Source organism: Sphingopyxis sp. (assembly GCF_965279755.1).
Taxonomy (GTDB): Bacteria; Pseudomonadota; Alphaproteobacteria; order Sphingomonadales; family Sphingomonadaceae; genus Sphingopyxis.
On record NZ_OZ257261.1, the window covers coordinates 1,965,761 to 1,986,382 of the forward strand.

Here is a 20,622-nt window from a genome sequence, read left to right on the forward strand (position 1 = left end):
CCGGCTTACTTGCGCCGGTAGCGGAAATACCAGACCTCATGCCCCTGCGCCCGGGCCTTGGCTTCGTAGCGTGTCTCGGGCCAACCGGCGGGGCGGACGAGGAAATCCCGTGCATCCTTGGCCAGCCATTCGAACTGGTGACGGTGACGCCGCATCACCATCAGCGCGTGGGCGAGATAGATCGGGTGGTCGGTGCCGAAACGGAATTCGCCGCCGGGTTTCAGCTTTGCCGCGATCAGGTCGACGGGGCCGTCGTTCATCATCCGCCGCTTGGCATGGCGCGCCTTCGGCCACGGATCGGGGTGGAGCAAATAGGCGAAGCTCAGCGCTGCGTCGGGAATGCGGCGCAGCACTTCCAGCGCGTCGCCGTGATGGATGCGGACATTGCCGAGCGGCGGATGCGCGCCGCCTTTCCCTTCCAGATGCGGATCGCCGCTGACATGGACGAGCGCCTGCGCGACGCCGTTGAGGAAGGGTTCGGCGCCGATAAAGCCATGATCGGGCAGCATGTCGGCGCGTCCCGCCATATGCTCGCCGCCGCCGAAGCCGATCTCGAAATGCAGCGGCCGGTCATATCCGAACAGGAGCTGTGCCGTCACCGGCCCTTCGGCCGGAACCGCGATCTGCGGCAGCAGCGTGTCGACCAGATCCTGCTGGCCCGCGCGCAGGGGCTTGCCCTTCGCGCGGCCATAGAGCCGGTTGAGTGTCGTCGGATCGCCTGATTTGTAAGCCGTCATGCCGCGCGCCCTAGCCGGGTGGCCGGACGCGGGCAAGCCGCTCCGCCTCCGGCAAGCGGAGGCGGGGTATATCAGCCGGCGACGGCCGCCTTCAGCTTGTCGGTGAGGTCGGTGCGTTCCCACGGGAAGGCGTCGCCTGTCGCGGTGCGGCCGAAATGGCCATAGGCGGCGGTCTGCTTGTAGATCGGCTTGTTGAGGCCGAGGTGGGTGCGGATGCCCTTCGGCGTCAGGCGGACAAGCTGAGGGATCGCCAGCTCGATCGCGGCTTCGCTCACACCCTCGGCGGCGGTGCCGTGCAGGTCGACATAGATCGACAGCGGCTCGGCAACGCCGATCGCGTAGCTGAGCTGGATCGTGCAGCGGCGCGCCAGGCCTGCGGCGACGATGTTCTTGGCAAGGTAGCGCGTGACATAGGCGGCCGAACGATCGACTTTCGTCGGATCCTTGCCGCTGAACGCGCCGCCGCCGTGCGGGCTGGCGCCGCCGTAAGTATCGACGATGATCTTGCGGCCGGTCAGGCCGGCGTCACCGTCGGGTCCGCCGATCTCGAAACGGCCGGTCGGGTTGATGTGATAGACGGTGTTCGCGGTCAGCAGCTCGGCGGGCAGCACGTCGGCGATCACGCCGAGCACATATTTGCGCAGCTCCTGATATTTCGCTTCGTCGCCTTCGCCGCCGTGGAAGAAATAACCCGGCGCATGCTGGGTCGACACAACGATCGCGGTGGCCTCGACCGGACGCTCGTTGGCGTAGCGCAGCGTGACCTGGCTCTTCGCATCGGGTTCGAGGAAGGGCGCGGTACCTGCCTTGCGGTCGGCGGCCATGCGCTCGAGGATCTTGTGGCTGTAATCGAGCGTCGCGGGCATCAGGTCGGGGGTCTCGTCCGACGCATAGCCGAACATGATACCCTGGTCGCCGGCGCCTTCGTCCTTGTCGGCGCCTTCGTCCACGCCCTGCGCGATGTGGGCCGACTGGCCGTGCAGGTTGTTTTCGAAGCGGAATTCGTTCCAGTGGAAGCCCGACTGTTCATAGCCGATTTCCTTGACCGTGTTGCGGACCGTCGCTTCGATCTCCTCGAGTGCGCCGGGCGCCCATTCGTCATTCTCGAACACGCCCTTGCAGCGGATTTCGCCGGCGAGCACGACAAGCTGCGTCGTGGTCAGCGTTTCGCATGCGACGCGCGCTTCCGGATCTTTCGACAGGAACAGGTCGACGATCGAATCCGAAATCTGGTCGGCGACCTTGTCGGGGTGGCCTTCGGAAACGCTTTCGGACGTGAAGAGGAAGCTGTTGCGCATGGGGGGCCTTTTCGTGAATCGAATATAAAGAAAAGTTTATGTGTGGGCGCTGTTAGCGTCCGCGCCGCCGGAATGCAATGGCGGCTGCGAGCAATAACAGCGCAAATCCGACGGGCAGAAGGTTCCCATAGCGCGCGAAGGGTGTCGGGGCATGCGCCTTGGGAACGAAGGCGTCGATGCGCCCCGCCTGGTGCATCGGCAGCGAGTCGAGGATGCGGCCGTTGGCGTCGATCACGGCGCTGATCCCGGTCGGCGTCGCGCGGATGACGGGCAGCCCTTCCTCGATCGCGCGGAGCCGCGCCTGCGCCAGATGCTGCGGCGGACCCCAGCCACCGAACCAGGCGTCGTTCGATGGGTTGAAGATGAAATCGGGACGATGCGTGCGGTCGACGACCTGCCCCGAAAAGATGATCTCGTAGCAGATCTGCAGGCCCGCCTTGCCGAAGGCGCCAAGGTCGAGTGTGTGCGGGCCGGGGCCGGGCCAGAAGTCGAGATCGCCGGGGGCGAGGCGCGACAGGCCGATCGCCGACAGGATCGGCCGCATCGGCAGATATTCGCCATAGGGGACAAGATGCGCCTTGTCGTAACGCGGGCCGAGCGTGCCGTCGGCATGGACGGTCATCACCGCATTACGCGCGCCGATCGCTTCGCCGTCGGAAGCGAACTCCAGCTTGAGTGCGCCAAGCAGCATCAGGTCGCCCGGGTTCATCAGACTGGTCAGCCGTCCGCGCGCTTCCGCGGGCGAGCGGTCGTAATAGACGGCCGGATACCCCGTTTCGAGATAGTCGGGAATCGCCGCCTCGGGCCAGAGGATCAGGCGCGGGGTGTCGTTTTTCGGTGTGGTCAGCCGCGCGAGCTTGGCGAAATTGGCTTCGGCCTTGTCACCCTCCCATTTGTCCTGCTGCCCGACATTGGGCTGGACGACGGTGATAGCGATATTGCTCGCCGTGGGAGTCGATGTCGAGCCGTTCGGCAGCAGATAGAGCAGACCCAGGAATCCGGCGATCGCCGCGCCCGCCCCGAGTTGGTGCAAAAGCTGCGAGCGCGGACTCGGGGCGGTGCTGAGACCGGGGTCATTAACGCGCGATTGCATGACCCAAGGGACATAGCCGGCCGCGAGAATGACCGTAGCCGATCCACCATAGGTGCCGATCAGACGCAGCAGGCCGAAAAAGTCGCCGATCGTTGCGACAAGCGGATTCCACGCAAAGCCGGTGAAAACCCAGCTTCGCAGCCATTCGGTCAGCGTCCAGAGCGCGGCAAAAGCGAGCACGAACGAAAGCGTCAGTTCCGTTCGCGGCGGGCCGAGCCGCCGCACCAGCCACGCCCCGAGCGCCGCCAGCGCCGGATAGACCGCAAGGTAGAGCGCGAGCAGCACGACCGCGACCCAGCCGAGCCACGCGGGCATCGCGGCCTGATAGGTAAAGGCGGTCGCGATCCAGTTGAGGCCGATCGTGAAGTGGCCGACGCCGAACGCCCAGCCGACCCCGAAGGCGCTGCGTTTGCGCGGACTGCGAGCCACGAGCAGCATCCAGCCGGCGAAGGCGAGCAGGGTCAGCGGCCACAGGTTCAGCGGTGCGAACCCTGTCGCCGATACGGCGCCGAGCAACAGGGCGAGGAGCTTTGGCCAGCGGTCGGCGAAAGCGGCGATGCGGGAGGAGATCGCGGTCACGCGCGCAGCTTTAGCCGCGCGTCCGCCGCCCCACAATGGCGCTTGCCAAGCATCCTGCATTTCCACAGCATGCGGTGGGGTGTGCGTTGGGGGGTAATGTCATGTGGTGGATATTTTTCGCGTTGACGGGTGCTTCGCAAAGCATTGTTTCAGCTTACGAACCGGCGACGACGGACACAGTCGAAGACGCGGCTGGCCAGGCGATGGCGGCTGCGCAACTGGCGGCGCTTTCCGAGCCGCGCCGACGCGAGGTGCGATGCGCAATGCTGGCCAATGCCGTGATGTACGATGTCGGCCGCGGCGTGTCCAAGCGCGACTATGGCCTGAGCGATGCAAAAGCCGAGGCACTTGCCGGGCGGCTTGCAGAGGCGCTCATGCAGGAAACGGGGATGGTCGAGGCGGAGGTGAAGGCCGTCTACAAACAGGATTTCGAAGATTATAGTTTTGCCGCGCTGGGCGACGGGCAAGGCCAGAAGGCCGCGCAAAAGACGCTCGACGCCGCCATGAAGGATTGCGCGCCGCTCTATGCCAGCATCGATCTGTCGGGAGACGGTGACGGCGTAGTGACGGGACTGAAGCCGGTTATGCGCGTGGACGGCGTCGCAATGCCCGATGCCGCGCAATGCTACGTCATTCTGGGCCATGTTTCGATCGGCATTCCGGCTTTCAAGGACGAAGCAAAGGAACTTGCCGCGATGAAGATGCGTCTGAAGGCGCGACTGGTCAAAAGCGTCGGCTCTGATGTCGCCGCAGCCGAATTGCTCGCAGCCGAGGGCGTTTTCTCACCTGAGGCATTCGACGCGCTGCCCGAGGAGGAAACCGAGCCGAAACTGGCGCAATGCTTCGGTCTCGCCGCCGAATGATCAGAGCATATATTTCATCTTGATCGACTGGCGCAGGTCGCCCGTCACGGCAAAGCTCGCCGCCTTGAAGCTCGGCGGACCGACGGTGATCGTCGGGTTGCGCGAAAAGCCAAAGCCTTCCTTGGGCAGGAAAATCGCGAGATCCATCTTGTTATTGCTGTTCTCGTCATGCACGACGGCGATCGCATAGGTGCCGGCCGCGGGCGCCTGAACCTTGAAATCGGCGGCATCGACTGCCTTCACCGCCATCCGGACCGAGGCCTTGTCCTTGCTGCAATCGGGAAAGGCCTTGGGATTGGTCGTCAGGCACACGAGGATCTGGCCCTTGGTGCTCCGCAGCCCGGTGATGCTGACCTCAATCGTCGGCGGCGCGCTCGCGGCGGCGAGCAGCAGGGGCAAAAGTGCCAAGCCCGATATCCGTGCCGCACGCCTTGTCCCAGAAGCGGAAGTAAAGCCCATAATTCCCCCGATAGGCCGCATGATGCGCCTCGTGATGCGTTGCGGTTATCAGCCAGCGCCCTGCGGGTCCATGAACGAGTGCGCGCGGGAACATCTCCCACCCCATATGATTGCCGACGCCCATCACCGTCATGATCGTCAGCACCAGCCCCAGCACCGCGACATGGATCGGGATCAGGAACACCAGCGCCGGGATAACGACCGCGCCGGTGATCGCCTCGACCGGATGAAAGCTCATCGCTGCCCACGCCGTCGGCGGACGGCTCTGGTGGTGGACGGCATGCGCGATGCGGAACGGCCGAGGACGGTGCATCCAGCGATGCGTCCAGTAAAACCATGTGTCGTGGATCAACAGATAGGCAAACAGGCTGACCGGCAGATACCATAGCGGTAAGGCGTCGATGTCGGTGTAGATTCGCGTCCAGCCATGGTCCTGCCATCCCCATGCGACGACGCCGGCGGGAATGCCGTAGATCGCCGCACTTGCGAGGCTCCAGCCGATCTCGCGCTGCATCTGCGGGCCGAGCCCCCGATACAGGCCGGGATGCTTCCAACGCGTCGCGAGCGCAAAACCGCCGCTGCTCAGCAGATACCGCACACCGACGATGGCGGTCATCGCGAGCGCGGAGAAAAGGATCGCAGGCATCCACGAGCCCTAGCCGCCCGCGCGCGCGGCGGCTAGGGCAGACGCATGGCTGTGCGCAATTCAGACTTCTGCGACATCGCGATCGTTGGCGGCGGGCTCGCGGGCGGGCTCGCGGCGCTGGCGCTCGCGGCGAAGCGGCCCGATCTCGACGTCCGGCTGGTCGAACCCGGCCCCGTCGGCGGCAACCATGTCTGGTCCTTTTTCGACAGCGACATCGAAAAGCGCGATCGCTGGCTCGTCGCGCCGCTCGTCCGCTATCACTGGGATCGATATGATGTCGCCTTCCCCGCGCACGGCCGGACGCTGCGCATGGGATATAAGAGCATAACCGGCGAAGCGCTGGCCGAGGCCGTCGCGGCGGCGCTGCCCGCAGGGTGCATCATCGCCGACAAGGCCAAGCATGTCGCACCCGACCATGTGCTGTTCGCGCGCGGCGGACGGCTTTCGGCGAAGCATGTCATCGACGCGCGCGGCGCGGGCAAGCTTTCGGACCTCGACTGCGGCTGGCAGAAATTCGTCGGACAGGCGCTGACCGTCGAGGGCGGTCACGGTATCGAGCGCCCGCTGGTGATGGATGCGACCGTCGATCAGATCGACGGCTATCGGTTCGTCTATCTGCTGCCCTTCGATGCCGAGACGGTCTTCGTCGAGGATACCTATTACAGCGATGCCCCCGACCTCGACGTCGCCACCGTCCGCGAGCGGATCGCCAGCTATGCCGCGCGCCGCCAATGGAATGTGACCGCGACGACCCGTGAAGAGACCGGCGTGCTTCCCGTGGTGATCGCGGGCGATTTCGATCGACTCTGGCCCGAATCCGACCGCACCGGGCGGATCGGCGTGCGCGCCGGGGTGTTTCACGCGCTGACCGGCTATTCGCTGCCCGATGCGGTGCGAACTGCGGCGGCGCTGTCCGATCTGGTCGGTAGCCCCGAATTGCCCGAGCGGCTTCGCGAGCGCGGCGCGGCGTCGTGGCGCCGTCAGCGCTTCTATCGCATGCTCGGCGCGATGCTGTTCCGCGCCGCGGCCCCTGCCGAACGCTATCGCATCTTCGAGCGCTTCTATCGCCTGTCGCCCGGCCTGATCGCGCGTTTTTATGCCGGCCGGTCGCGGGCGGCCGACAAGCTGCGTGTCCTGTCGGGCAAGCCGCCTGTCGCCGTCGGCCGCGCGCTCGCCGCGCTCAGGAGCTTCGACTGGAAATGACCCGCACCGCAATCGTCATCGGCGCCGGATTCGGTGGCCTCGCCCTTGCGATCCGGCTCCAGTCGGCGGGCGTGGCGACGACCATTGTCGAAGCACGCGACAAGCCCGGTGGGCGGGCGTATCACTGGGTCAGGGACGGCTTCACCTTCGATGCCGGCCCGACGGTGATCACCGATCCGCCGTGCCTGCAGGACTTATGGGCGCTGAGCGGACAGGATATGGAGGCCGACGTCGACCTGATGCCGGTCATGCCTTTCTATCGCCTCAACTGGCCCGACGGCACCAACTTCGACTATTCGAACGACGAGGCGGCACTCCGCGCCGAGATCGCGAAACTCCATCCCGCCGATGTCGATGGCTATGACCGCTTCCTGACCTATTCCAGGGGCGTCTATGAGCAGGGCTATGTCAAGCTGGGCGCCGTTGCCTTCCTCGACTTCGCCTCGATGATCAAGGCGGCGCCGGCGCTGATGAAATATCAGGCTTGGCGCAGCGTCTATTCGATCGTCTCGTCTTATGTGCAGGACGAAAGGCTGCGGCAGGCGTTGTCGTTCCACACCTTGCTGGTCGGTGGCAATCCGATGACGACGAGCAGCATCTATGCGTTGATCCACACGATCGAGAAAGACGGCGGCGTCTGGTTCGCGCGTGGCGGGACGAATGCGCTGGTGAACGCGATGGTGCGGTTGTTCGAGCGGCTGGGCGGGACGCTCCGCCTTGGCGATCCGGTGACCGCGATCGAGACCGCGGGCGACCGCGCGACTGGCGTGACGACCCAGAACGGCTGGCGCGGCGACGCCGATATGATCGCGTGCAACGGCGACCTGATGCACAGCTACAAGGATTTGCTCGCTCATCCGCGCGCAAAGAAGGTCGCGAAGGGCCTCGCACGAAAGCGCTGGTCGCCCTCGCTGTTCGTCGTCCACTTCGGGGTGAAGGGCGACTACCCCGACCTCGCGCACCACAGCATCCTTTTCGGCCCGCGCTACAAGGGGCTGCTCGACGATATCTATGGCGGGGTCGTGCCCGACGACTTCTCGCTCTATCTCCACCATCCCAGCATCACCGATCCGGGCATGGCGCCCCCCGGACATTCGACCTTCTATGCGCTCGCCCCGGTCGCGCATCTGGGGAAGGCGAAGGCCGAGTGGGACGGCGATTTCGGCGCGCGCTTCGCCGACGCGATCCTCGACGAGGTCGAGCGCCGCGTCGCGCCGGGCCTCCGCGCCAATCTGGTCACGCGCTTCCACTATACCCCCGCAGATTTCGGCCGCGACCTGTCGGCGCATCTCGGCAGCGCGTTCAGCCTTGAGCCCGTCCTGTGGCAAAGCGCATGGTTTCGCGCGCATAATCGCGACGATGCGATTTCCAACCTCTACTTCGTGGGGGCAGGAACGCATCCGGGGGCAGGCATCCCGGGCGTCGTCGGCAGCGCGAAGGCGACGGCTGCTCTGATGCTCGAAAGCGGATAGAGTCTTTACTTTCCCGTCATTCCCGCGAAGGCGGGAAGCCAGCTGGATCCCCGCCTTCGCAGGGACGAAAAACTAGAGCAGAGTGATCGAATGAAACGCCTTGCCGTCTATTGCGGGTCCGCGACCCCCGAAGATCCGATCTACATCGAAACCGCGCGCCACGTCGGGCGGACGCTGGCCCGGCGCGGGATCGGCGTCGTCTATGGCGGCGGCCGGCTGGGGCTGATGGGCGCCGTTGCGGACAGCGCGCTCGAAGCCGGCGGCGAAGTAATCGGGGTGATCCCCGACGCGCTCGTCGGGACCGAAGTCGCGCATCGCGGCTGTACCGAGCTGCACGTCGTGTCGGGGATGCACGAGCGCAAGAAGATGTTCACCGACCTCAGCGACGGCTTCCTGACCATCCCCGGCGGGGTCGGCACGATGGACGAATTGTGGGAGGCGATCAGCTGGGCGCAGCTCGGCTATCATGCCAAGCCCGTGGGGCTGCTCAATGCGGCGGGCTTCTACAACGAACTCATCGCCTTCAACCGCCGGATGATCGAGGTCGGCTTCATCCGCCCGGCGCACGCCGGGATCATGATCGTCGACGCCGGGTTCGACGAGCTGCTCGACAAGATGGCGGGCTATCAGCCGCACGAACCCATTTTTGCGATGAAGGCCGACGATCTCTGATGCCGGACAGGGGGGGCTATGACGCACAGGCCCTTCACGGCTTCGCGCACGACAGCATCGCGCGCGGGTCGAAAAGCTTCGCATTGGCCAGCCAGCTTTTCGACCGCATCACGCGCGAACGTGTCTGGCTGCTCTACGCCTGGTGCCGCGCCGCCGACGATCTGACCGACGGGCAGGATCATGGCGGCGCGATGACGTCCGGCCACGATGCACGGGCGGCGGTCGCGGGAATCCGCGCACTGACCGACCGCGCCTTTGCCGGAGATCCGACGGGCAATCCCGCTTTCGATGCGCTCGGCTTTCTGCTGACCGAGGTCGATATACCGCGCGTCGTTATCGACGACATCATCGCGGGTTTCGATCTCGACGCGAGGGACTGGCGCCCGCGCAGCGAGGCCGATCTGCTTCGCTATTGCTATCATGTCGCCGGCGCAGTCGGGGTCGCGATGGCGCTTGTCATGGGTATCGACCCCAAAGACGAAACGACGCTCGATCGCGCCGCCGACCTTGGCATGGCGTTCCAGCTCGCCAATATTGCGCGCGACGTGGCGGAGGACGCCGCTGCCGACCGCTGTTACCTGCCCGTCGAATGGATGGTCGAACTCGACATACCGCCCGGCCAGCATATGCACCCCGCCTTTCGCCCGCGCCTTGTGGTGATGGCGAAATGGCTGTCGGAGATGGCCGAGGAATATGAGGCGTCGGCGCGCTGGGGCGCGCGCAAGCTGCCGCCGCGCAGCCGCTGGGCGGTGCTTGCCGCCGCGGGCATCTATGGCGATATCGCGCGCGAGGTGAAGGCGCGAGGCGATCATGCGTGGGACCACCGCGCCGGCACCTCGCTTGTTTCCAAGCTCGGCTGGGTGGCGCGCGCGGGCTGGTCGGTGCTGCGCCGGCCGCCGCAGCACCGGATCAGCCGCGACGGCCTGTGGACGCGGCCGCGGCATGGCGAAGCAGCCGGCGGGGTCGCCGCATGAGCGAACTCGAATGGGCGGCGGCGGCATTCGTGCTGGTCAATGTTGCGCTCGTCGCGCTGCGGAGCGTGTGGAACTATCCCTTCGCGCTCGTCGCGGTCACCCTCTACGCCTTCGTCTTCTTCGAGGCGAAGCTGTACAGCGACATGCTGCTGCAGGGCTTTTTCTTCGCGCTCAATCTTTACGGCTGGGCGGCATGGCTGCGCGCGCGCGCTGACGACGGCATTCCGGTCGGCTGGATGACGACGCGCGCCCGCGCGATCTGGGGAAGCGTCACGGTGGTGGCCTGGATCGCGTGGAGTTCGCTGATGCACCGCTACACCGACGCGGTGGCGCCTTGGATCGACGGCGGCATCGCGATGCTCAGCATCACCGCGCAATGGCTGCTCGCGCGGCGGCGGGTCGAAAGCTGGTGGCTCTGGATTCTCGTCGACCTGATCGCGGTGCCGCTCTTTGCGTGGCGCGGCCTTTATGCGACGAGCGCGGTCTATATCGTCCTGCTCGGCCTGTCGATCGACGGGCTGGTCCAGTGGCGCCGCGCCGCCGCCACCGGGGCGACGGCATGACGCGTCACATCTGCCTGCACGGCGCCGAAAGTACCGGCAAATCGACGCTCGCGCCGCGACTGGCGTTCAAGCTGGGCGCGCTGGTCGTCCCCGAATATGGCCGCACTTATGCCGAGGCGAACGGCACCGAGTTCGACGAGATCGACCTGCTCGCAATCTTCGACGGCCATGTCGCGGCGACGAAGGCGGCGCTCGCGCAAAAGCCCGAATGGCTCGTCTCCGACACCGATCCGCTGATGACGCAGGCGTGGGCGATCATGCTGCTCGGCCGCCGCCTGCCCGAGATCGATCTGTGGGACGAGACCGCCGACCTTTATCTGGTCCCCGCGATGGACCTGCCCTGGCAGGAAGACGGCACGCGCCTCTTCGGCAGCGACCTGGCGCGGCGGCAATTCATGGACGTCGCGATCGGCGAGCTTGAGCGGCGGAATCTTCCATGGGCCTGGGTCACCGGCGACGGGAACGAGCGGCTGGAGAATGCGCTTGGAGCGATTCAGGCGGCGGGGCTGGTGTAGCGGCGGACGGATATGGTTGTCGGCTTTGGGGTGGGAAGCGGACGTTCAAGTTGACAACAAGCGCGGCGTCTTGCGAATGGCCGAGCATGATACAATTGAGTGAAGGACAGGTCTGGGAGTTTCGCGCGCGCGGAGGCGAGAAGCACGCGCTCGTCAAAATTCAGAAGATTGAATTACATCCGGATGACGGTGACGAGGTTTTCCATATTTCGATGATCGGCCTTCGATGCCTCCATGGAACGGAACTTCCGCACGCACCCGTCTCACGCCAAACCTTGGAAAACAGCATAACACGATTGGCGCAGGATTTTGGTCAGTTTCCAGACTATCGGGTAGGACTCGCGGAGTGGCGAAGGGCCAAAGGCGGCGTTTTTTCAATTTCATTGGCCGAGATCATTCAGATTGGCGATATTGACCACTCTTAGCCAACGTCCGCTACCGGTCGTTAGCCACACCTTTTTCTGCCGGGTGCTACGGGCAAACGTATCCGACCCCACCATTTTCACTACAAACCAGATAGATGCCTTCGTCGGATCGGCGCAGACGGAAGCGTCCCTCAACATTCTCGCGCCAGTACATATGTGCCAAGTATTGAATTTTGAGCACACGTGAAGGAGGTCGCCCGGACAAAACGCGGGTGACGCGTAACTCCGCCGTCGCGCTTCCGGTGGTGACCATCCAATCATTGTCAGGTCTAAAATTGAGATTCTTGAGCGTTCCGATGACGACAAGTTCGCCTTCATCGCTCACGCCGCCTTGAGACGTGACACATCCCGCACAGAGCAGAGGCAAAAGAAAAAGGGCGCGCATCATGAGGGTGGAATAGCTCATCCATCGACGTCCGCAATCGGTCGTTAGCTGTCGTTCACCCCGCGTAGGCATCCCGGAGTTCGCGCTTCAGCACCTTGCCGATTGCGCTGCGCGGCAGTTCGTCGACGACGGTGATCGCGCTCAGCCGCTGGGTCTTGCCGACTTTCGCGTTGCAGTCGGCGCGAACGCTCTCGGCATCCGCGTCCGGTTTCAGGACGACGAAGGCGACCGGCGTCTCGCCCCATTCCTCGCTCGGCATACCGACCACAGCGGCCTCGACGACGCGATCGTCGGCGAGCAAAATGCCCTCCAGATCGCTCGGGAAGATGTTGAAGCCGCCCGAGATGATCATGTCCTTCGCGCGGTCCATCAGCGTCAGGAAACCGTCCTCGTCGATCCGGCCGATGTCGCCGTGGCGATAGAAGAGATTCCCCTCGGCATCGTGCCAGTGCATCGCCTTGGTCGCGTCAGGGCGATTGTTGTAGCCGGTCATCATCGCCGGTGAGCGTCCGACGATCTCGCCGACCTCGCCCTGCGGCAGTTCGTTGCCCTCTTCGTCGATCACCTTCGCGATATGGCCGGGCGCGGGCTTACCGACGGTGTGGAGCTTGTCGGGGAACTGGTGCGCCTCGAGGATGAAGGCCGCGCCCCCCTCGGTCATGCCATAGATTTCGACGAGCCCGCCCGGCCAGCGTTGCAGCACATCGGCCTTGAGCGCTGCAGGGAAGGGTGCCGAGGTGCAATATTTCATCACGAAGCTCGACAGGTCGAAGTCGCCGAAATCCTCCAGCGCCATGATCCGCCGATACTGCACGGGCACCAGCATCGTGTTCGTCGCGCGTTCGCGCGCCGCGAGCTCGAGGAAGCCGTGCGCGTCGAACTTCTTCATCAGCACGACCTGTCCGCCAGATCCGACCGTGGGCATGAAGCTGGCCATCGTCGTGTTCGAATAGAGCGGGGTCGACAGGATCGTCACCGCCTTGGGGCCATAGGCGGGCGCGCCGCGCTGGATATGCTGCCAGCGCATCGCATGGCTGTGGACGATGCCTTTCGGCGTGCCGGTGGTGCCCGATGAATAGATGATGTTGAACCCGTCTTCGGGCTGGATGTCTACCGGTTCGGGCTTCACGCCTGCGGGCGTCATCCATTCTTCTAGCGGCACGCCCACATCGCTGCCGTCCATTGCGATGCGATCGGTCGCGGTTACCGTCTGGCCTTCGAGGCTGGCCGATGCGGCGGCATCGAGGAACAGGTGGCGCGCGCCGGTGTCGGCGATCATCGCCGCCATCTGTTCGCCGGTCGCGCTGTTGGTGATCAGCCCCGCGACGCCGCCGGCGCGCAGCGTCCCGAGGATCGCGGCCATCTGCTCGACGCTGTTGAGTCCGGCGACCGCGGTCCGGTCGCCTTTCACAAAACCGTCGGCCTGCAACCGCGCCGCGATGCGGTCCATCACTGCGTCCAGTTCGGACCAGCTCAGTCGCCGCGCCGGGTCGGCGGCAGCTATGTCGTCGGGGCGCTCGGCGGCGTAGCCGCGCACCAGATCGGGCAGGGTGGCGAAGTCGGAGTCGAGCAATGAGGCGCTGGTCATGGGGTGAGGGTTAGCACGTCAGAGGCGCGGCGCAATGCCGGGGGAACAGCGATCGGGGGGCGCGGATGGGCGAAGTCGGGGGTGAGGCGGACGCGGTTCGGATGCCGCTGATCGCGCTTTTCCATCCGGCGCGCGGCGCGGCGCTTTACGATGCCGTAACGTCGGCGGGGATGGTGGCGCATGGCCTGCCCGATCCGGTTTACGGGCTTCGGCCCTGGCTCGATTGCTGTTTCGATATTCTCGCCATCAACCCCTTTCTGGGTTGGCAGGAGCCGTTCGAGTTTGTCCGACTCGCGCGCAGCCTTGCGGGGCGCCGGCCGCTGCTGGTGCTATCGGATCGCGATTCGTTCGAGGACCGGATGACCGGACTCGACGGAGGGGCCGACGACGCGCTCGGCTGGATCGACGATCCTGCCGAGCTCATCGCCCGCATCGCGGGGCTGATACGCCGCAGCCGCCTTGCTTCGGGCCAGCTGGGCGAGGGCGAGCTTCGCATCGACCTGATCGACCGGCGTGTCGAACGGGCGGGGCAGGTGATCCGCCTGCCGCTCCGCGAATTCGATCTGCTGGCGAATCTCGCCCGCGTGCCCGACCGGCCGCTATCGCGCGCGGCGCTGTTGAAGGCGGTGTGGCGGATAGATTTCGATCCCGGGACCAACCGGGTCGAAGTGCATATGTCGCGGCTGCGCGCTAAGGTCGATCGCGGCTTTGCCTGGCCGATGCTCCAGACGGTCCAGGGGCGCGGCTATGCCTTGCGCTCGCGGCCGGATCCGGTGCTGTCGATTTGACCGATCTTTCCGGCGGATTTGACGCTTTTTGAGCTGGCGCCTGTCATGGGTTGCAGCTTGCTTGACCGAAAGTTTCAGTTTGCTACGGGTCTTGGACATAAAGATACGAACACGCCCCTTGGAGAGAGAGCCCGATGCACCCCTCAGTCCACGCCCAGACCCATCCCGACAAGCCCGCCGTTATCGTGGCCGAAACCGGCGAAGCGATCAGCTATGCCGAGCTCGACGAGGCTTCGAATCGCGCGGCGCAGCTGTTTCGCGCGCATGGTCTGGGGCATGAGAGCGTCGTTGCCTTCATGCTCGACAACACGCCGCACTATTACGGTCTGACCTGGGGCGCGCAGCGCGCTGGGCTTCGCTATGTCTGCATTTCGTCGCGGCTGACGCAGGACGAGACCGATTATATCCTCGAAAATTCGGGTGCGAAGATGCTCGTCGTTTCGGCAAGCCTCGCGCCGGCGGCGCAGCAGCTCACGACGCAGATTGAACGTTATTCGATGGGCGGCGACATCCCAGGCTGGCCGAAGATCGAGGACGAGCTGGCGAAGATGCCCGCGACCCGCATCGCCGACGAGCGTGCAGGGGTCGACATGCTCTATTCGTCGGGCACGACCGGCAGGCCCAAGGGTGTGAAGGTTCCGCTGCCCGAAGAGCAGGCGATCGACGCGGCGAACAGTCTGGTCATGCTCGCGAATGCGGCCTTCGGGATCAACGCCGACAGCGTCTATCTCTCGCCCGCGCCGCTCTATCATGCCGCGCCGCTGCGCTGGTCGATGACGGTCCACCGGCTGGGCGGCACCGTCATCCTGATGAAGAAATTCGATCCCGAGGGTGCGCTCGCGGCGATCCAGCATTATCGCTGCAACGCCGCGCAGTTCGTTCCAACGCATTTCGTCCGGATGCTGAAGCTATCCGACGACATCCGCGCGCAATATGACGTGACCTCGATGAAGAGTGCGATCCACGCCGCTGCCCCTTGCCCGGTGCCGGTCAAGCAGGCGATGATCGACTGGTGGGGGCCGGTGCTGCTCGAATATTACGCGGGTTCCGAAGGCAATGGCATGACCTTCGCGACGAGTCAGGATTGGCTCGCGCACAAGGGCACCGTCGGGCGGGCGCTCAACGGCCTCGTCCATATCGTCGGCGAGGATAATGAGACGGAAGTCCCCGTCGGTACGGAAGGCGCAGTCTTCTTCGAAAGCGACAGCGTCTTCGAATATCATGACGACCCCGAGAAAACGGCGTCGAGCCGCAATTCGAAGGGATGGTCGACCCTTGGCGACGTCGGCAAGCTCGATGAAGGCGGCTTCCTCTATCTCACCGACCGCAAGAGTTTCATGATCATTTCGGGCGGCGTGAACATCTATCCGCAGGAGATCGAGAATCATCTCGTCACCCACCCCAAGGTCGCCGACGTCGCGGTCGTCGGCGGGCCGCACGAGGAGATGGGCGAGGAAGTGATCGCGGTGGTCCAGCCTGCCGACATGGCCGATGCTACCGACGCGTTCCGCGCCGAACTGCTGGCCTATGCGCGCGAGAAGCTGTCGGGCGTGAAAATCCCGCGGCGCATCGACTTCCTCGACGCACTGCCGCGTCACGACACGGGCAAACTCTATAAACGCCTGCTGCGCGACCAATATTGGGAGAAGGCGAAGGCGGGAGCCTGAGGCATGACTGCGCGCGTCGAATTCTTTTTCGATCTTTCGAGTCCGTGGACGTGCCTTGCCTTTCACAATCTGCCCGGGGTGCTTGAGCGGACCGGCGCGCGCGCGACATGGCGTCCGATTCTGGTCGGCGGCGTGTTTAATGCGGTCAATCCGGCGGTCTATGCGGCGCGTGAGCAGGCCGACAACCGGCGGATGCAGCACGGCTGGAAAGTGCTGAAGGACTGGGCACAGCTTGCGAGCGTTCCGATGAATTTTCCGTCGCAATGGCACCCGGCGAAGAGCGTGAATGCGATGCGTTTCGCCGCCGCGATCGAGGAGGATCAGGCGGCACTGGAGCGGTTCGCGCGCGGCGCTTTCGCAAGCTACTTCGGCCGCGAAGACAATCTCGACGATCCCGACGTTCTGGAAGCCGTCGCCAACGCCGAAGGGCTTGATGGCGCCGCGATCCGCGCTGCGGCGGCGACCGATGCGGTCAAGGCTCGGCTGCGTGCCAACACCGAAGAGGTTGTCGCGCGCGGCGGCTACGGATCGCCGACGATTTTCGTCGACGGCACCGATATGTATTTCGGCAACGACCAACTGCCGCTCGTCGAGGCGGCTCTGAAACGATGAAGGACTCTCCCATGAAGGACCGCATTTCGATCACCATGCTGAAGGACGGCATCGCCGATGTCCGGCTGATCCGCGCTGACAAGATGAACGCGCTCGACGCCGAAATGTGGTCGGCCCTTGCCGAAGCGATCGATGAACTGAAGGCCAAGGAAGGTCTGCGCGTCGTCGTGCTGTCGGGCGAGGGGCGCGCGTTCTGCGCCGGGCTCGACCTGTCGAGCCTCAGCGCCGATCGCGATCCGGGCGCGAGCAGCGCGGGTGGGACGCTGTCCGACCGGATGCGCGGCCTGTCGAACAATGCCCAATACGCCGCATGGGGCTGGCGCGAATTGCCGGTTCCGGTGATTGCCGCGGTGCACGGCGTCGCCTTTGGCGCGGGTAGCCAGATCATGGCTGCCGCCGACATCCGCATCGTCCATCCCGACACGCGCCTCGCGATCATGGAAATGCGCTGGGGCCTCGTTCCCGACGTTGCAGGCATGGCGCTGTGGCGGACGCAGGTCGCCGACGATGTGCTGCGCGAGATGATCTATACCAACCGTGAATTCACCGGGTCGGAAGCGAAGATCATGGGTTTTGCGACCCATGTCTCGGACGAGCCGCTGGCGAAGGCGATGGAACTGGCGCAGGTGATCGCGAACAAGAATCCGCACGCGATCCGCGGCGCCAAGCGGCTCTGCAACATGCTCGCCGATGCGACCGACGCCGAAATCCTGCAGGCCGAGAGCGACGAGCAGGTGAAGGTCATCCGCACCCCCAACCAGATGGAGGCGGTGATGGCGCATATGGAAAAGCGGAAGCCGAACTTCGCCGACTGAAATCCTCCCTGCGGCTCAGCCGTGGGGAGGGGGACCACCGAAGGTGGTGGAGGGGCTGCAAGCGTCAGTGAGCGCTACACGCTCGGCCCCTCCGTCAGCCCTGCGGGCTGCCACCTCCTCATCGCTTCGCGACTGGGAGGATTGGTCAGAGCAGGCTTAGGAAGCGCGCGGCATTGTGCCATTCGGCCTCGCGCCGCGCGCGCGCCTTTTGCGCTTCGCTGTCGGCACCCCAGCGGCGCTCCTGATAGAGTTCGTCGAGGCTGACCGCCGTCCACAGGGCTTCGGCAGGATAGGCTTCTTCGGCGAGCGCTAGTCCGGCGACGAGCGATCCGCCAATCGTCACGAGTATGGTCAGCGGGGCGAGGCGGAACGGGGTGTGCGCCAGGACCGCGCCACGCAGACCCGCGACCGTTGCGCCCGGCTGATCGATCGGAAGCACGCCCTGCGCCAAGGCGAATTCGACGCCATAGCGCTGCTCCGCCCAGGCGAGCAAAGGGTTCCAGCTTGCTGTCTGTTCGGCCTGCAACACGGCGTCGCGGTCCTCGCGGTAGCAGAAGAGCTCGCTCTCGGCATAAGCGGCGATCGGCTCGGCGAAGGCGACGGGATCGGCACCCGCAATGTCGATCGCGGCGTTAGCCATTCCCGTCATCGGCATCGACGCGGGATCGATATCTTCGCCCTGCGCATCCCATTCGGCGGCGCTCGCATCGGCGAGTGCCCGGCTCGCAACGATCAGCGGGGCGCGGGATGGCGTACGGACCGGGCGCCCGTCGAGCGCAATGCCCCAGCCGCCATCCTCCGCGATGACGTCGGCCTGTTTCCAGAAACGCTTCATAGGGTTTTGGGCGACCGCCAGCGGCGCGCGAGGATCTTCGGCATCACCGCGAAATCGAACACGCCGACCAGCACCACGGCAACCCCGATCCAGCGATCGGTCGGTTGGCCAGCCAGCACAAAGCCGCCACGGATCAGCACGAAGCCGGCGAGAATGAAGAGCGCGCCCATCAGCCGCATCGCAGAGAGAGCGAAGAAGCGTGTCTTCGCGAGAGCATCGTTGGCCTGAGTCATGCGCCGTCCCTATCGCCTCCAAGCTGGCGCATCAAATGCGCAAGGGCGCCGTGCCCGCCCGCCTCGATCCCCGCAGCGACGCGTTCGCGCTCATCGGGTGTTTTGTTCTGCGACAGCTTCAGGGTCGAGCGCCACGCGACGATCCGCATTTCGAAGCCGGTGATCGCACCGGTCATCCGGCTGAACAGGGCGGGGTTCATCTTGTCGCGCGTCCATGGCGGGTTCGCGCCGGCGCGCGCCTCATGCTCGGTCGACAGCGTATCGAGCTGTGCGACGAGTTCGGCATCGCCCAGCTTTCGGAGCGTGCCCTCCATCTCGATCGCGACATAGTTCCACGTCGGAACCTGATCGGGCGCCGTGTACCAGCTCGCGCTGACATAGGCGTCGGGGCCCTGCACGACCGCGAGCGCCCTGGCGCCGTCGAGATGCTTCGTCAGCCCGTTGCCGCGCGACACGTGGAATTGCAGGGTCGCGGCATTGGCGCTCAGCACGACCGGTGCGTGGGCGACGCGCGGGCCGTCGGGCGTGTCCGCAAAGATTCCCGCGAAGGCGATCTCGCGCACGAACAGCGCGGGCAGATCATCCTGCCGCGGCCGGAATTTGGGGTCGGGATGCATCAGCGGGCCTTGGGCGGGCGCGGTGCCTTCGGGGCCGGGCGTTTCGCGGCGGGCTTGGCGGTTTTCGGCTTCGGCTTCGCCTTGGGCTTTGGTTTGCCGACATGATCGGTCGGTTTGCTCGTCGCCGTGCGCCCGCGCCGCTCGCCGCGGCGGGCTTTGCGGATCTGTTTGCTGTGCGCCTTCGCTGCCGCCTTGGCCGCGGCTTTCGGGGGTGGGCCCTTGGGGCCGTCGTCGGCGCCGATGTCGCCGAGCAACAGGTCGAAGCCGAGCGCGTCAAAGCTCGTGGCGAAATGTTCGGGGATTTCGGCGCTGATGTCGATGCTGCCACCGTCGGGATGATCGATGCGCAGGCGGCGGCTGTGCAGATGCAGTTTGCGGCTGATCGTCCCGGTCAGGAAGGCACCCTTGCCGCCATATTTGCCGTCACCGACAATCGGATGGCCAATCGCCGCCATATGGACACGCAACTGGTGCGTGCGGCCGGTGAGCGGTTGCAGTTCGACCCAGGCGGCGCTGTTCCCGGCGCGTTCGATAATCCGGTAGCGCGTCTTCGAGGCCAGGCCTTTCTCGTCGACATGCATCTTTTCGCCGCCCGATCCGGGCTGCTTGGCGAGCGGCAGGTCGATCTCGCCCTGCGCGATGTCGGGTACGCCGACGATGAGCGCCCAATAGGTCTTTTTGGCGCTGCGGTTCGAGAAGCTCTTCGCGAAATAGGCGGCGGCGCGCGGGGTCCGCGCAATCAGCAGCGCGCCCGACGTGTCCTTGTCGAGCCGGTGAACGAGTTTCGGCCGCACCGGTCCGTCATATTTGAGCGCGTCGAGCAGACCGTCGACATGCTGTTCGGTCTTGGTGCCGCCCTGCGTCGCGAGGCCGGGAAGCTTGTTGAGCACCAGCGCGCTCGCGTCGCGATGGATCAGCATCGATTCGGCCAGTTTGACGTCGGCGTCGGTCAGCGGGCGGCCCTTGCGCGCGGGACGGGCAGCGGTTTCGACGGGCGGGGTCGGCATGACGAGCTTTTGCCCCGTCTCGATGCGATCGGACACATCGGCTTTCTTGCCGTCGAGCGTCAGCTGTCCCGAGCGTGCCCAACGCGCGAGCAGCGCGTGCGGCGTGCCCGGCCGATGGCGCTTGAACCAGCGGTCGAGGCGGATGCCGTCGTCGTCTTCGGCAATGGTGGCGCCGTCCATGTTGTTGGCGTCCGTGCTCATGCCGGCACCTGTCGCATTATTAGCAGGCCGGCGCCGCAAACCGCGATGCCGATGACCACCGAGGCGAGAACATAGGCGGCCGCCTGCGCAACCTGTCCGCGCTCGAACAGCGACCAGAATTCCATGCTGAAGGAGGAGAAGGTGGTGAAGCCGCCAAGGATGCCGACGCCGAAAAACAGGCGCGCCGTGTCGCTGCCGCCGCTGCGCGCGAGCCAGCCGATGAGCAGGCCCATCAACAGGCTGCCGAGAATGTTGATCGACAGCGTCCACCAAGGAAAGCCGGGGCCGAGGCGCGCGAGCATGATCTGGCCGATCAGGTGGCGCGCGCCAGCCCCGATCGCACCGCCGACCATGACAGGGAAAAGTCCGTTCATG

At 65.3% G+C, this 20,622-nt stretch carries 24 protein-coding genes; 12 read left to right on the forward strand and 12 right to left on the reverse strand.

Translation table 11 applies throughout. The features are described 5' to 3' along the window. Nucleotides 1–5 precede the first annotated feature (5 nt). From trmB to lnt, 3 genes are all read right to left on the reverse strand, one after another. The gene (gene trmB, locus ACQY80_RS09590; protein ID WP_428678605.1) at nt 6–737 is read right to left on the reverse strand and encodes a tRNA (guanine(46)-N(7))-methyltransferase TrmB; all 732 of its coding nucleotides are present in this window, start codon (nt 735–737) and stop codon (nt 6–8) included. Nucleotides 738–808: 71 nt separating this feature from the next. Then, nucleotides 809–2,035, reverse strand: a complete 1,227-nt coding sequence (gene metK, locus ACQY80_RS09595; protein WP_428678607.1) for a methionine adenosyltransferase — start codon at nt 2,033–2,035, stop codon at nt 809–811. 52 nt (nt 2,036–2,087) lie between these two features. After that, a complete protein-coding gene (gene lnt / locus ACQY80_RS09600) occupies nt 2,088–3,707 on the reverse strand; it encodes an apolipoprotein N-acyltransferase (RefSeq protein WP_428678610.1) in 1,620 nt (539 codons plus the stop codon). Between the two features lie 35 nt (nt 3,708–3,742). Between lnt and ACQY80_RS09605 the strand changes: the two genes are divergently transcribed. Further along, nucleotides 3,743–4,570: a hypothetical protein gene (locus ACQY80_RS09605; RefSeq protein WP_428678613.1), complete on the forward strand. Its 828-nt coding sequence runs from the start codon at nt 3,743–3,745 to the stop codon at nt 4,568–4,570. On the opposite strand, the gene ACQY80_RS09610 is transcribed toward ACQY80_RS09605, so the two are convergent. Beyond that, nucleotides 4,571–4,978 carry a DUF2141 domain-containing protein gene (locus tag ACQY80_RS09610; RefSeq protein WP_428678615.1) on the reverse strand — a complete coding sequence of 136 codons (408 nt, stop codon included), beginning with the start codon at nt 4,976–4,978 and terminating at the stop codon, nt 4,571–4,573. After that, nucleotides 4,926–5,675 (reverse strand): sterol desaturase family protein, encoded by a 750-nt coding sequence (locus ACQY80_RS09615; RefSeq protein ID WP_428678617.1) that lies wholly within the window; start codon nt 5,673–5,675, stop codon nt 4,926–4,928. Before ACQY80_RS09615 ends, ACQY80_RS09610 begins: the two co-directional genes overlap by 53 nt. 45 nt (nt 5,676–5,720) lie before the next feature. Here ACQY80_RS09615 and crtY point away from each other — a divergent pair, with 45 nt between their 5' ends. The 7 genes from crtY to ACQY80_RS09650 all read left to right on the forward strand — a co-directional run bounded on the left by crtY (nt 5,721) and on the right by ACQY80_RS09650 (nt 11,499). After that, nucleotides 5,721–6,878 (forward strand): lycopene beta-cyclase CrtY, encoded by a 1,158-nt coding sequence (crtY, locus tag ACQY80_RS09620; protein WP_428678619.1) that lies wholly within the window; start codon nt 5,721–5,723, stop codon nt 6,876–6,878. Beyond that, the gene (locus ACQY80_RS09625; protein ID WP_428678621.1) at nt 6,875–8,350 is read left to right on the forward strand and encodes a phytoene desaturase; all 1,476 of its coding nucleotides are present in this window, start codon (nt 6,875–6,877) and stop codon (nt 8,348–8,350) included. The genes crtY and ACQY80_RS09625 overlap by 4 nt, the downstream gene beginning before the upstream one ends. Before the next feature lie 90 nt (nt 8,351–8,440). After that, nucleotides 8,441–9,022 (forward strand): TIGR00730 family Rossman fold protein, encoded by a 582-nt coding sequence (locus tag ACQY80_RS09630; protein WP_428678624.1) that lies wholly within the window; start codon nt 8,441–8,443, stop codon nt 9,020–9,022. Then, a complete protein-coding gene (locus ACQY80_RS09635; RefSeq protein WP_428678627.1) occupies nt 9,022–9,996 on the forward strand; it encodes a phytoene/squalene synthase family protein in 975 nt (324 codons plus the stop codon). The genes ACQY80_RS09630 and ACQY80_RS09635 overlap by 1 nt, the downstream gene beginning before the upstream one ends. Continuing rightward, nucleotides 9,993–10,559, forward strand: coding sequence for a nicotinamide riboside transporter PnuC (gene pnuC, locus ACQY80_RS09640; protein WP_428678629.1), 567 nt, complete (start codon nt 9,993–9,995; stop codon nt 10,557–10,559). Before ACQY80_RS09635 ends, pnuC begins: the two co-directional genes overlap by 4 nt. Next, a complete protein-coding gene (locus ACQY80_RS09645) occupies nt 10,556–11,074 on the forward strand; it encodes an AAA family ATPase (RefSeq protein WP_428678632.1) in 519 nt (172 codons plus the stop codon). Before pnuC ends, ACQY80_RS09645 begins: the two co-directional genes overlap by 4 nt. Before the next feature lie 86 nt (nt 11,075–11,160). Next, complete coding sequence (locus tag ACQY80_RS09650) at nt 11,161–11,499, forward strand: hypothetical protein (RefSeq protein ID WP_428678635.1); 339 nt, start codon at nt 11,161–11,163, stop codon at nt 11,497–11,499. A gap of 46 nt (nt 11,500–11,545) precedes the next feature. Here ACQY80_RS09650 and ACQY80_RS09655 read toward each other — a convergent pair whose 3' ends face one another. Then, nucleotides 11,546–11,905, reverse strand: coding sequence for a hypothetical protein (locus ACQY80_RS09655; protein WP_428678637.1), 360 nt, complete (start codon nt 11,903–11,905; stop codon nt 11,546–11,548). Between the two features lie 34 nt (nt 11,906–11,939). Continuing rightward, nucleotides 11,940–13,472, reverse strand: coding sequence for a class I adenylate-forming enzyme family protein (locus tag ACQY80_RS09660; protein ID WP_428678639.1), 1,533 nt, complete (start codon nt 13,470–13,472; stop codon nt 11,940–11,942). Between the two features lie 65 nt (nt 13,473–13,537). On the opposite strand from ACQY80_RS09660, the gene ACQY80_RS09665 reads away from it, so the two are divergent. From ACQY80_RS09665 to ACQY80_RS09680, 4 genes are all read left to right on the forward strand, one after another. Then, nucleotides 13,538–14,260, forward strand: coding sequence for a winged helix-turn-helix domain-containing protein (locus ACQY80_RS09665; protein ID WP_428678641.1), 723 nt, complete (start codon nt 13,538–13,540; stop codon nt 14,258–14,260). A 134-nt stretch (nt 14,261–14,394) separates the two neighbouring features. Then, nucleotides 14,395–15,927 carry an acyl-CoA synthetase gene (locus ACQY80_RS09670; RefSeq protein ID WP_428678643.1) on the forward strand — a complete coding sequence of 511 codons (1,533 nt, stop codon included), beginning with the start codon at nt 14,395–14,397 and terminating at the stop codon, nt 15,925–15,927. Nucleotides 15,928–15,930: 3 nt separating this feature from the next. After that, nucleotides 15,931–16,539, forward strand: coding sequence for a 2-hydroxychromene-2-carboxylate isomerase (locus ACQY80_RS09675; RefSeq protein WP_428678645.1), 609 nt, complete (start codon nt 15,931–15,933; stop codon nt 16,537–16,539). A gap of 11 nt (nt 16,540–16,550) precedes the next feature. Further along, a complete protein-coding gene (locus ACQY80_RS09680) occupies nt 16,551–17,354 on the forward strand; it encodes a crotonase/enoyl-CoA hydratase family protein (RefSeq protein WP_428678647.1) in 804 nt (267 codons plus the stop codon). Between the two features lie 145 nt (nt 17,355–17,499). On the opposite strand, the gene ACQY80_RS09685 is transcribed toward ACQY80_RS09680, so the two are convergent. The 5 genes from ACQY80_RS09685 to crcB are packed head-to-tail and all read right to left on the reverse strand — an operon-like array spanning nt 17,500 to nt 20,621. Then, nucleotides 17,500–18,189 carry an ATP12 family chaperone protein gene (locus ACQY80_RS09685; RefSeq protein WP_428678649.1) on the reverse strand — a complete coding sequence of 230 codons (690 nt, stop codon included), beginning with the start codon at nt 18,187–18,189 and terminating at the stop codon, nt 17,500–17,502. After that, nucleotides 18,186–18,422 (reverse strand): hypothetical protein, encoded by a 237-nt coding sequence (locus tag ACQY80_RS09690; protein WP_428678652.1) that lies wholly within the window; start codon nt 18,420–18,422, stop codon nt 18,186–18,188. Before ACQY80_RS09690 ends, ACQY80_RS09685 begins: the two co-directional genes overlap by 4 nt. Continuing rightward, nucleotides 18,419–19,039: an FMN-binding negative transcriptional regulator gene (locus ACQY80_RS09695; RefSeq protein WP_428678654.1), complete on the reverse strand. Its 621-nt coding sequence runs from the start codon at nt 19,037–19,039 to the stop codon at nt 18,419–18,421. The genes ACQY80_RS09690 and ACQY80_RS09695 overlap by 4 nt, the downstream gene beginning before the upstream one ends. Next, complete coding sequence (locus ACQY80_RS09700; RefSeq protein WP_428678656.1) at nt 19,039–20,247, reverse strand: RluA family pseudouridine synthase; 1,209 nt, start codon at nt 20,245–20,247, stop codon at nt 19,039–19,041. The genes ACQY80_RS09695 and ACQY80_RS09700 overlap by 1 nt, the downstream gene beginning before the upstream one ends. Beyond that, nucleotides 20,244–20,621: a fluoride efflux transporter CrcB gene (gene crcB, locus ACQY80_RS09705; RefSeq protein ID WP_428678658.1), complete on the reverse strand. Its 378-nt coding sequence runs from the start codon at nt 20,619–20,621 to the stop codon at nt 20,244–20,246. Before crcB ends, ACQY80_RS09700 begins: the two co-directional genes overlap by 4 nt. Nucleotide 20,622: the final 1 nt, after the last annotated feature.

Coding starts and splice junctions, on each gene's coding strand:
- ACQY80_RS09665 (WP_428678641.1), top strand. CDS start 13,538: ATGGGCGAAGTCGGGGGTGAGGCGGACGCGGTTCGGATGCCGCTGATC.
- ACQY80_RS09660 (WP_428678639.1), bottom strand. CDS start 13,472: ATGACCAGCGCCTCATTGCTCGACTCCGACTTCGCCACCCTGCCCGAT.
- ACQY80_RS09685 (WP_428678649.1), bottom strand. CDS start 18,189: ATGAAGCGTTTCTGGAAACAGGCCGACGTCATCGCGGAGGATGGCGGC.
- ACQY80_RS09625 (WP_428678621.1), top strand. CDS start 6,875: ATGACCCGCACCGCAATCGTCATCGGCGCCGGATTCGGTGGCCTCGCC.
- ACQY80_RS09680 (WP_428678647.1), top strand. CDS start 16,551: ATGAAGGACCGCATTTCGATCACCATGCTGAAGGACGGCATCGCCGAT.
- ACQY80_RS09695 (WP_428678654.1), bottom strand. CDS start 19,039: ATGCATCCCGACCCCAAATTCCGGCCGCGGCAGGATGATCTGCCCGCG.
- ACQY80_RS09630 (WP_428678624.1), top strand. CDS start 8,441: ATGAAACGCCTTGCCGTCTATTGCGGGTCCGCGACCCCCGAAGATCCG.
- ACQY80_RS09645 (WP_428678632.1), top strand. CDS start 10,556: ATGACGCGTCACATCTGCCTGCACGGCGCCGAAAGTACCGGCAAATCG.
- ACQY80_RS09700 (WP_428678656.1), bottom strand. CDS start 20,247: ATGAGCACGGACGCCAACAACATGGACGGCGCCACCATTGCCGAAGAC.
- ACQY80_RS09670 (WP_428678643.1), top strand. CDS start 14,395: ATGCACCCCTCAGTCCACGCCCAGACCCATCCCGACAAGCCCGCCGTT.
- ACQY80_RS09605 (WP_428678613.1), top strand. CDS start 3,743: ATGGCGCTTGCCAAGCATCCTGCATTTCCACAGCATGCGGTGGGGTGT.
- ACQY80_RS09615 (WP_428678617.1), bottom strand. CDS start 5,675: ATGCCTGCGATCCTTTTCTCCGCGCTCGCGATGACCGCCATCGTCGGT.
- ACQY80_RS09635 (WP_428678627.1), top strand. CDS start 9,022: ATGCCGGACAGGGGGGGCTATGACGCACAGGCCCTTCACGGCTTCGCG.
- ACQY80_RS09675 (WP_428678645.1), top strand. CDS start 15,931: ATGACTGCGCGCGTCGAATTCTTTTTCGATCTTTCGAGTCCGTGGACG.
- trmB (WP_428678605.1), bottom strand. CDS start 737: ATGACGGCTTACAAATCAGGCGATCCGACGACACTCAACCGGCTCTAT.
- ACQY80_RS09655 (WP_428678637.1), bottom strand. CDS start 11,905: ATGAGCTATTCCACCCTCATGATGCGCGCCCTTTTTCTTTTGCCTCTG.
- ACQY80_RS09650 (WP_428678635.1), top strand. CDS start 11,161: ATGATACAATTGAGTGAAGGACAGGTCTGGGAGTTTCGCGCGCGCGGA.
- ACQY80_RS09690 (WP_428678652.1), bottom strand. CDS start 18,422: ATGACTCAGGCCAACGATGCTCTCGCGAAGACACGCTTCTTCGCTCTC.
- metK (WP_428678607.1), bottom strand. CDS start 2,035: ATGCGCAACAGCTTCCTCTTCACGTCCGAAAGCGTTTCCGAAGGCCAC.
- crtY (WP_428678619.1), top strand. CDS start 5,721: ATGGCTGTGCGCAATTCAGACTTCTGCGACATCGCGATCGTTGGCGGC.
- crcB (WP_428678658.1), bottom strand. CDS start 20,621: ATGAACGGACTTTTCCCTGTCATGGTCGGCGGTGCGATCGGGGCTGGC.
- pnuC (WP_428678629.1), top strand. CDS start 9,993: ATGAGCGAACTCGAATGGGCGGCGGCGGCATTCGTGCTGGTCAATGTT.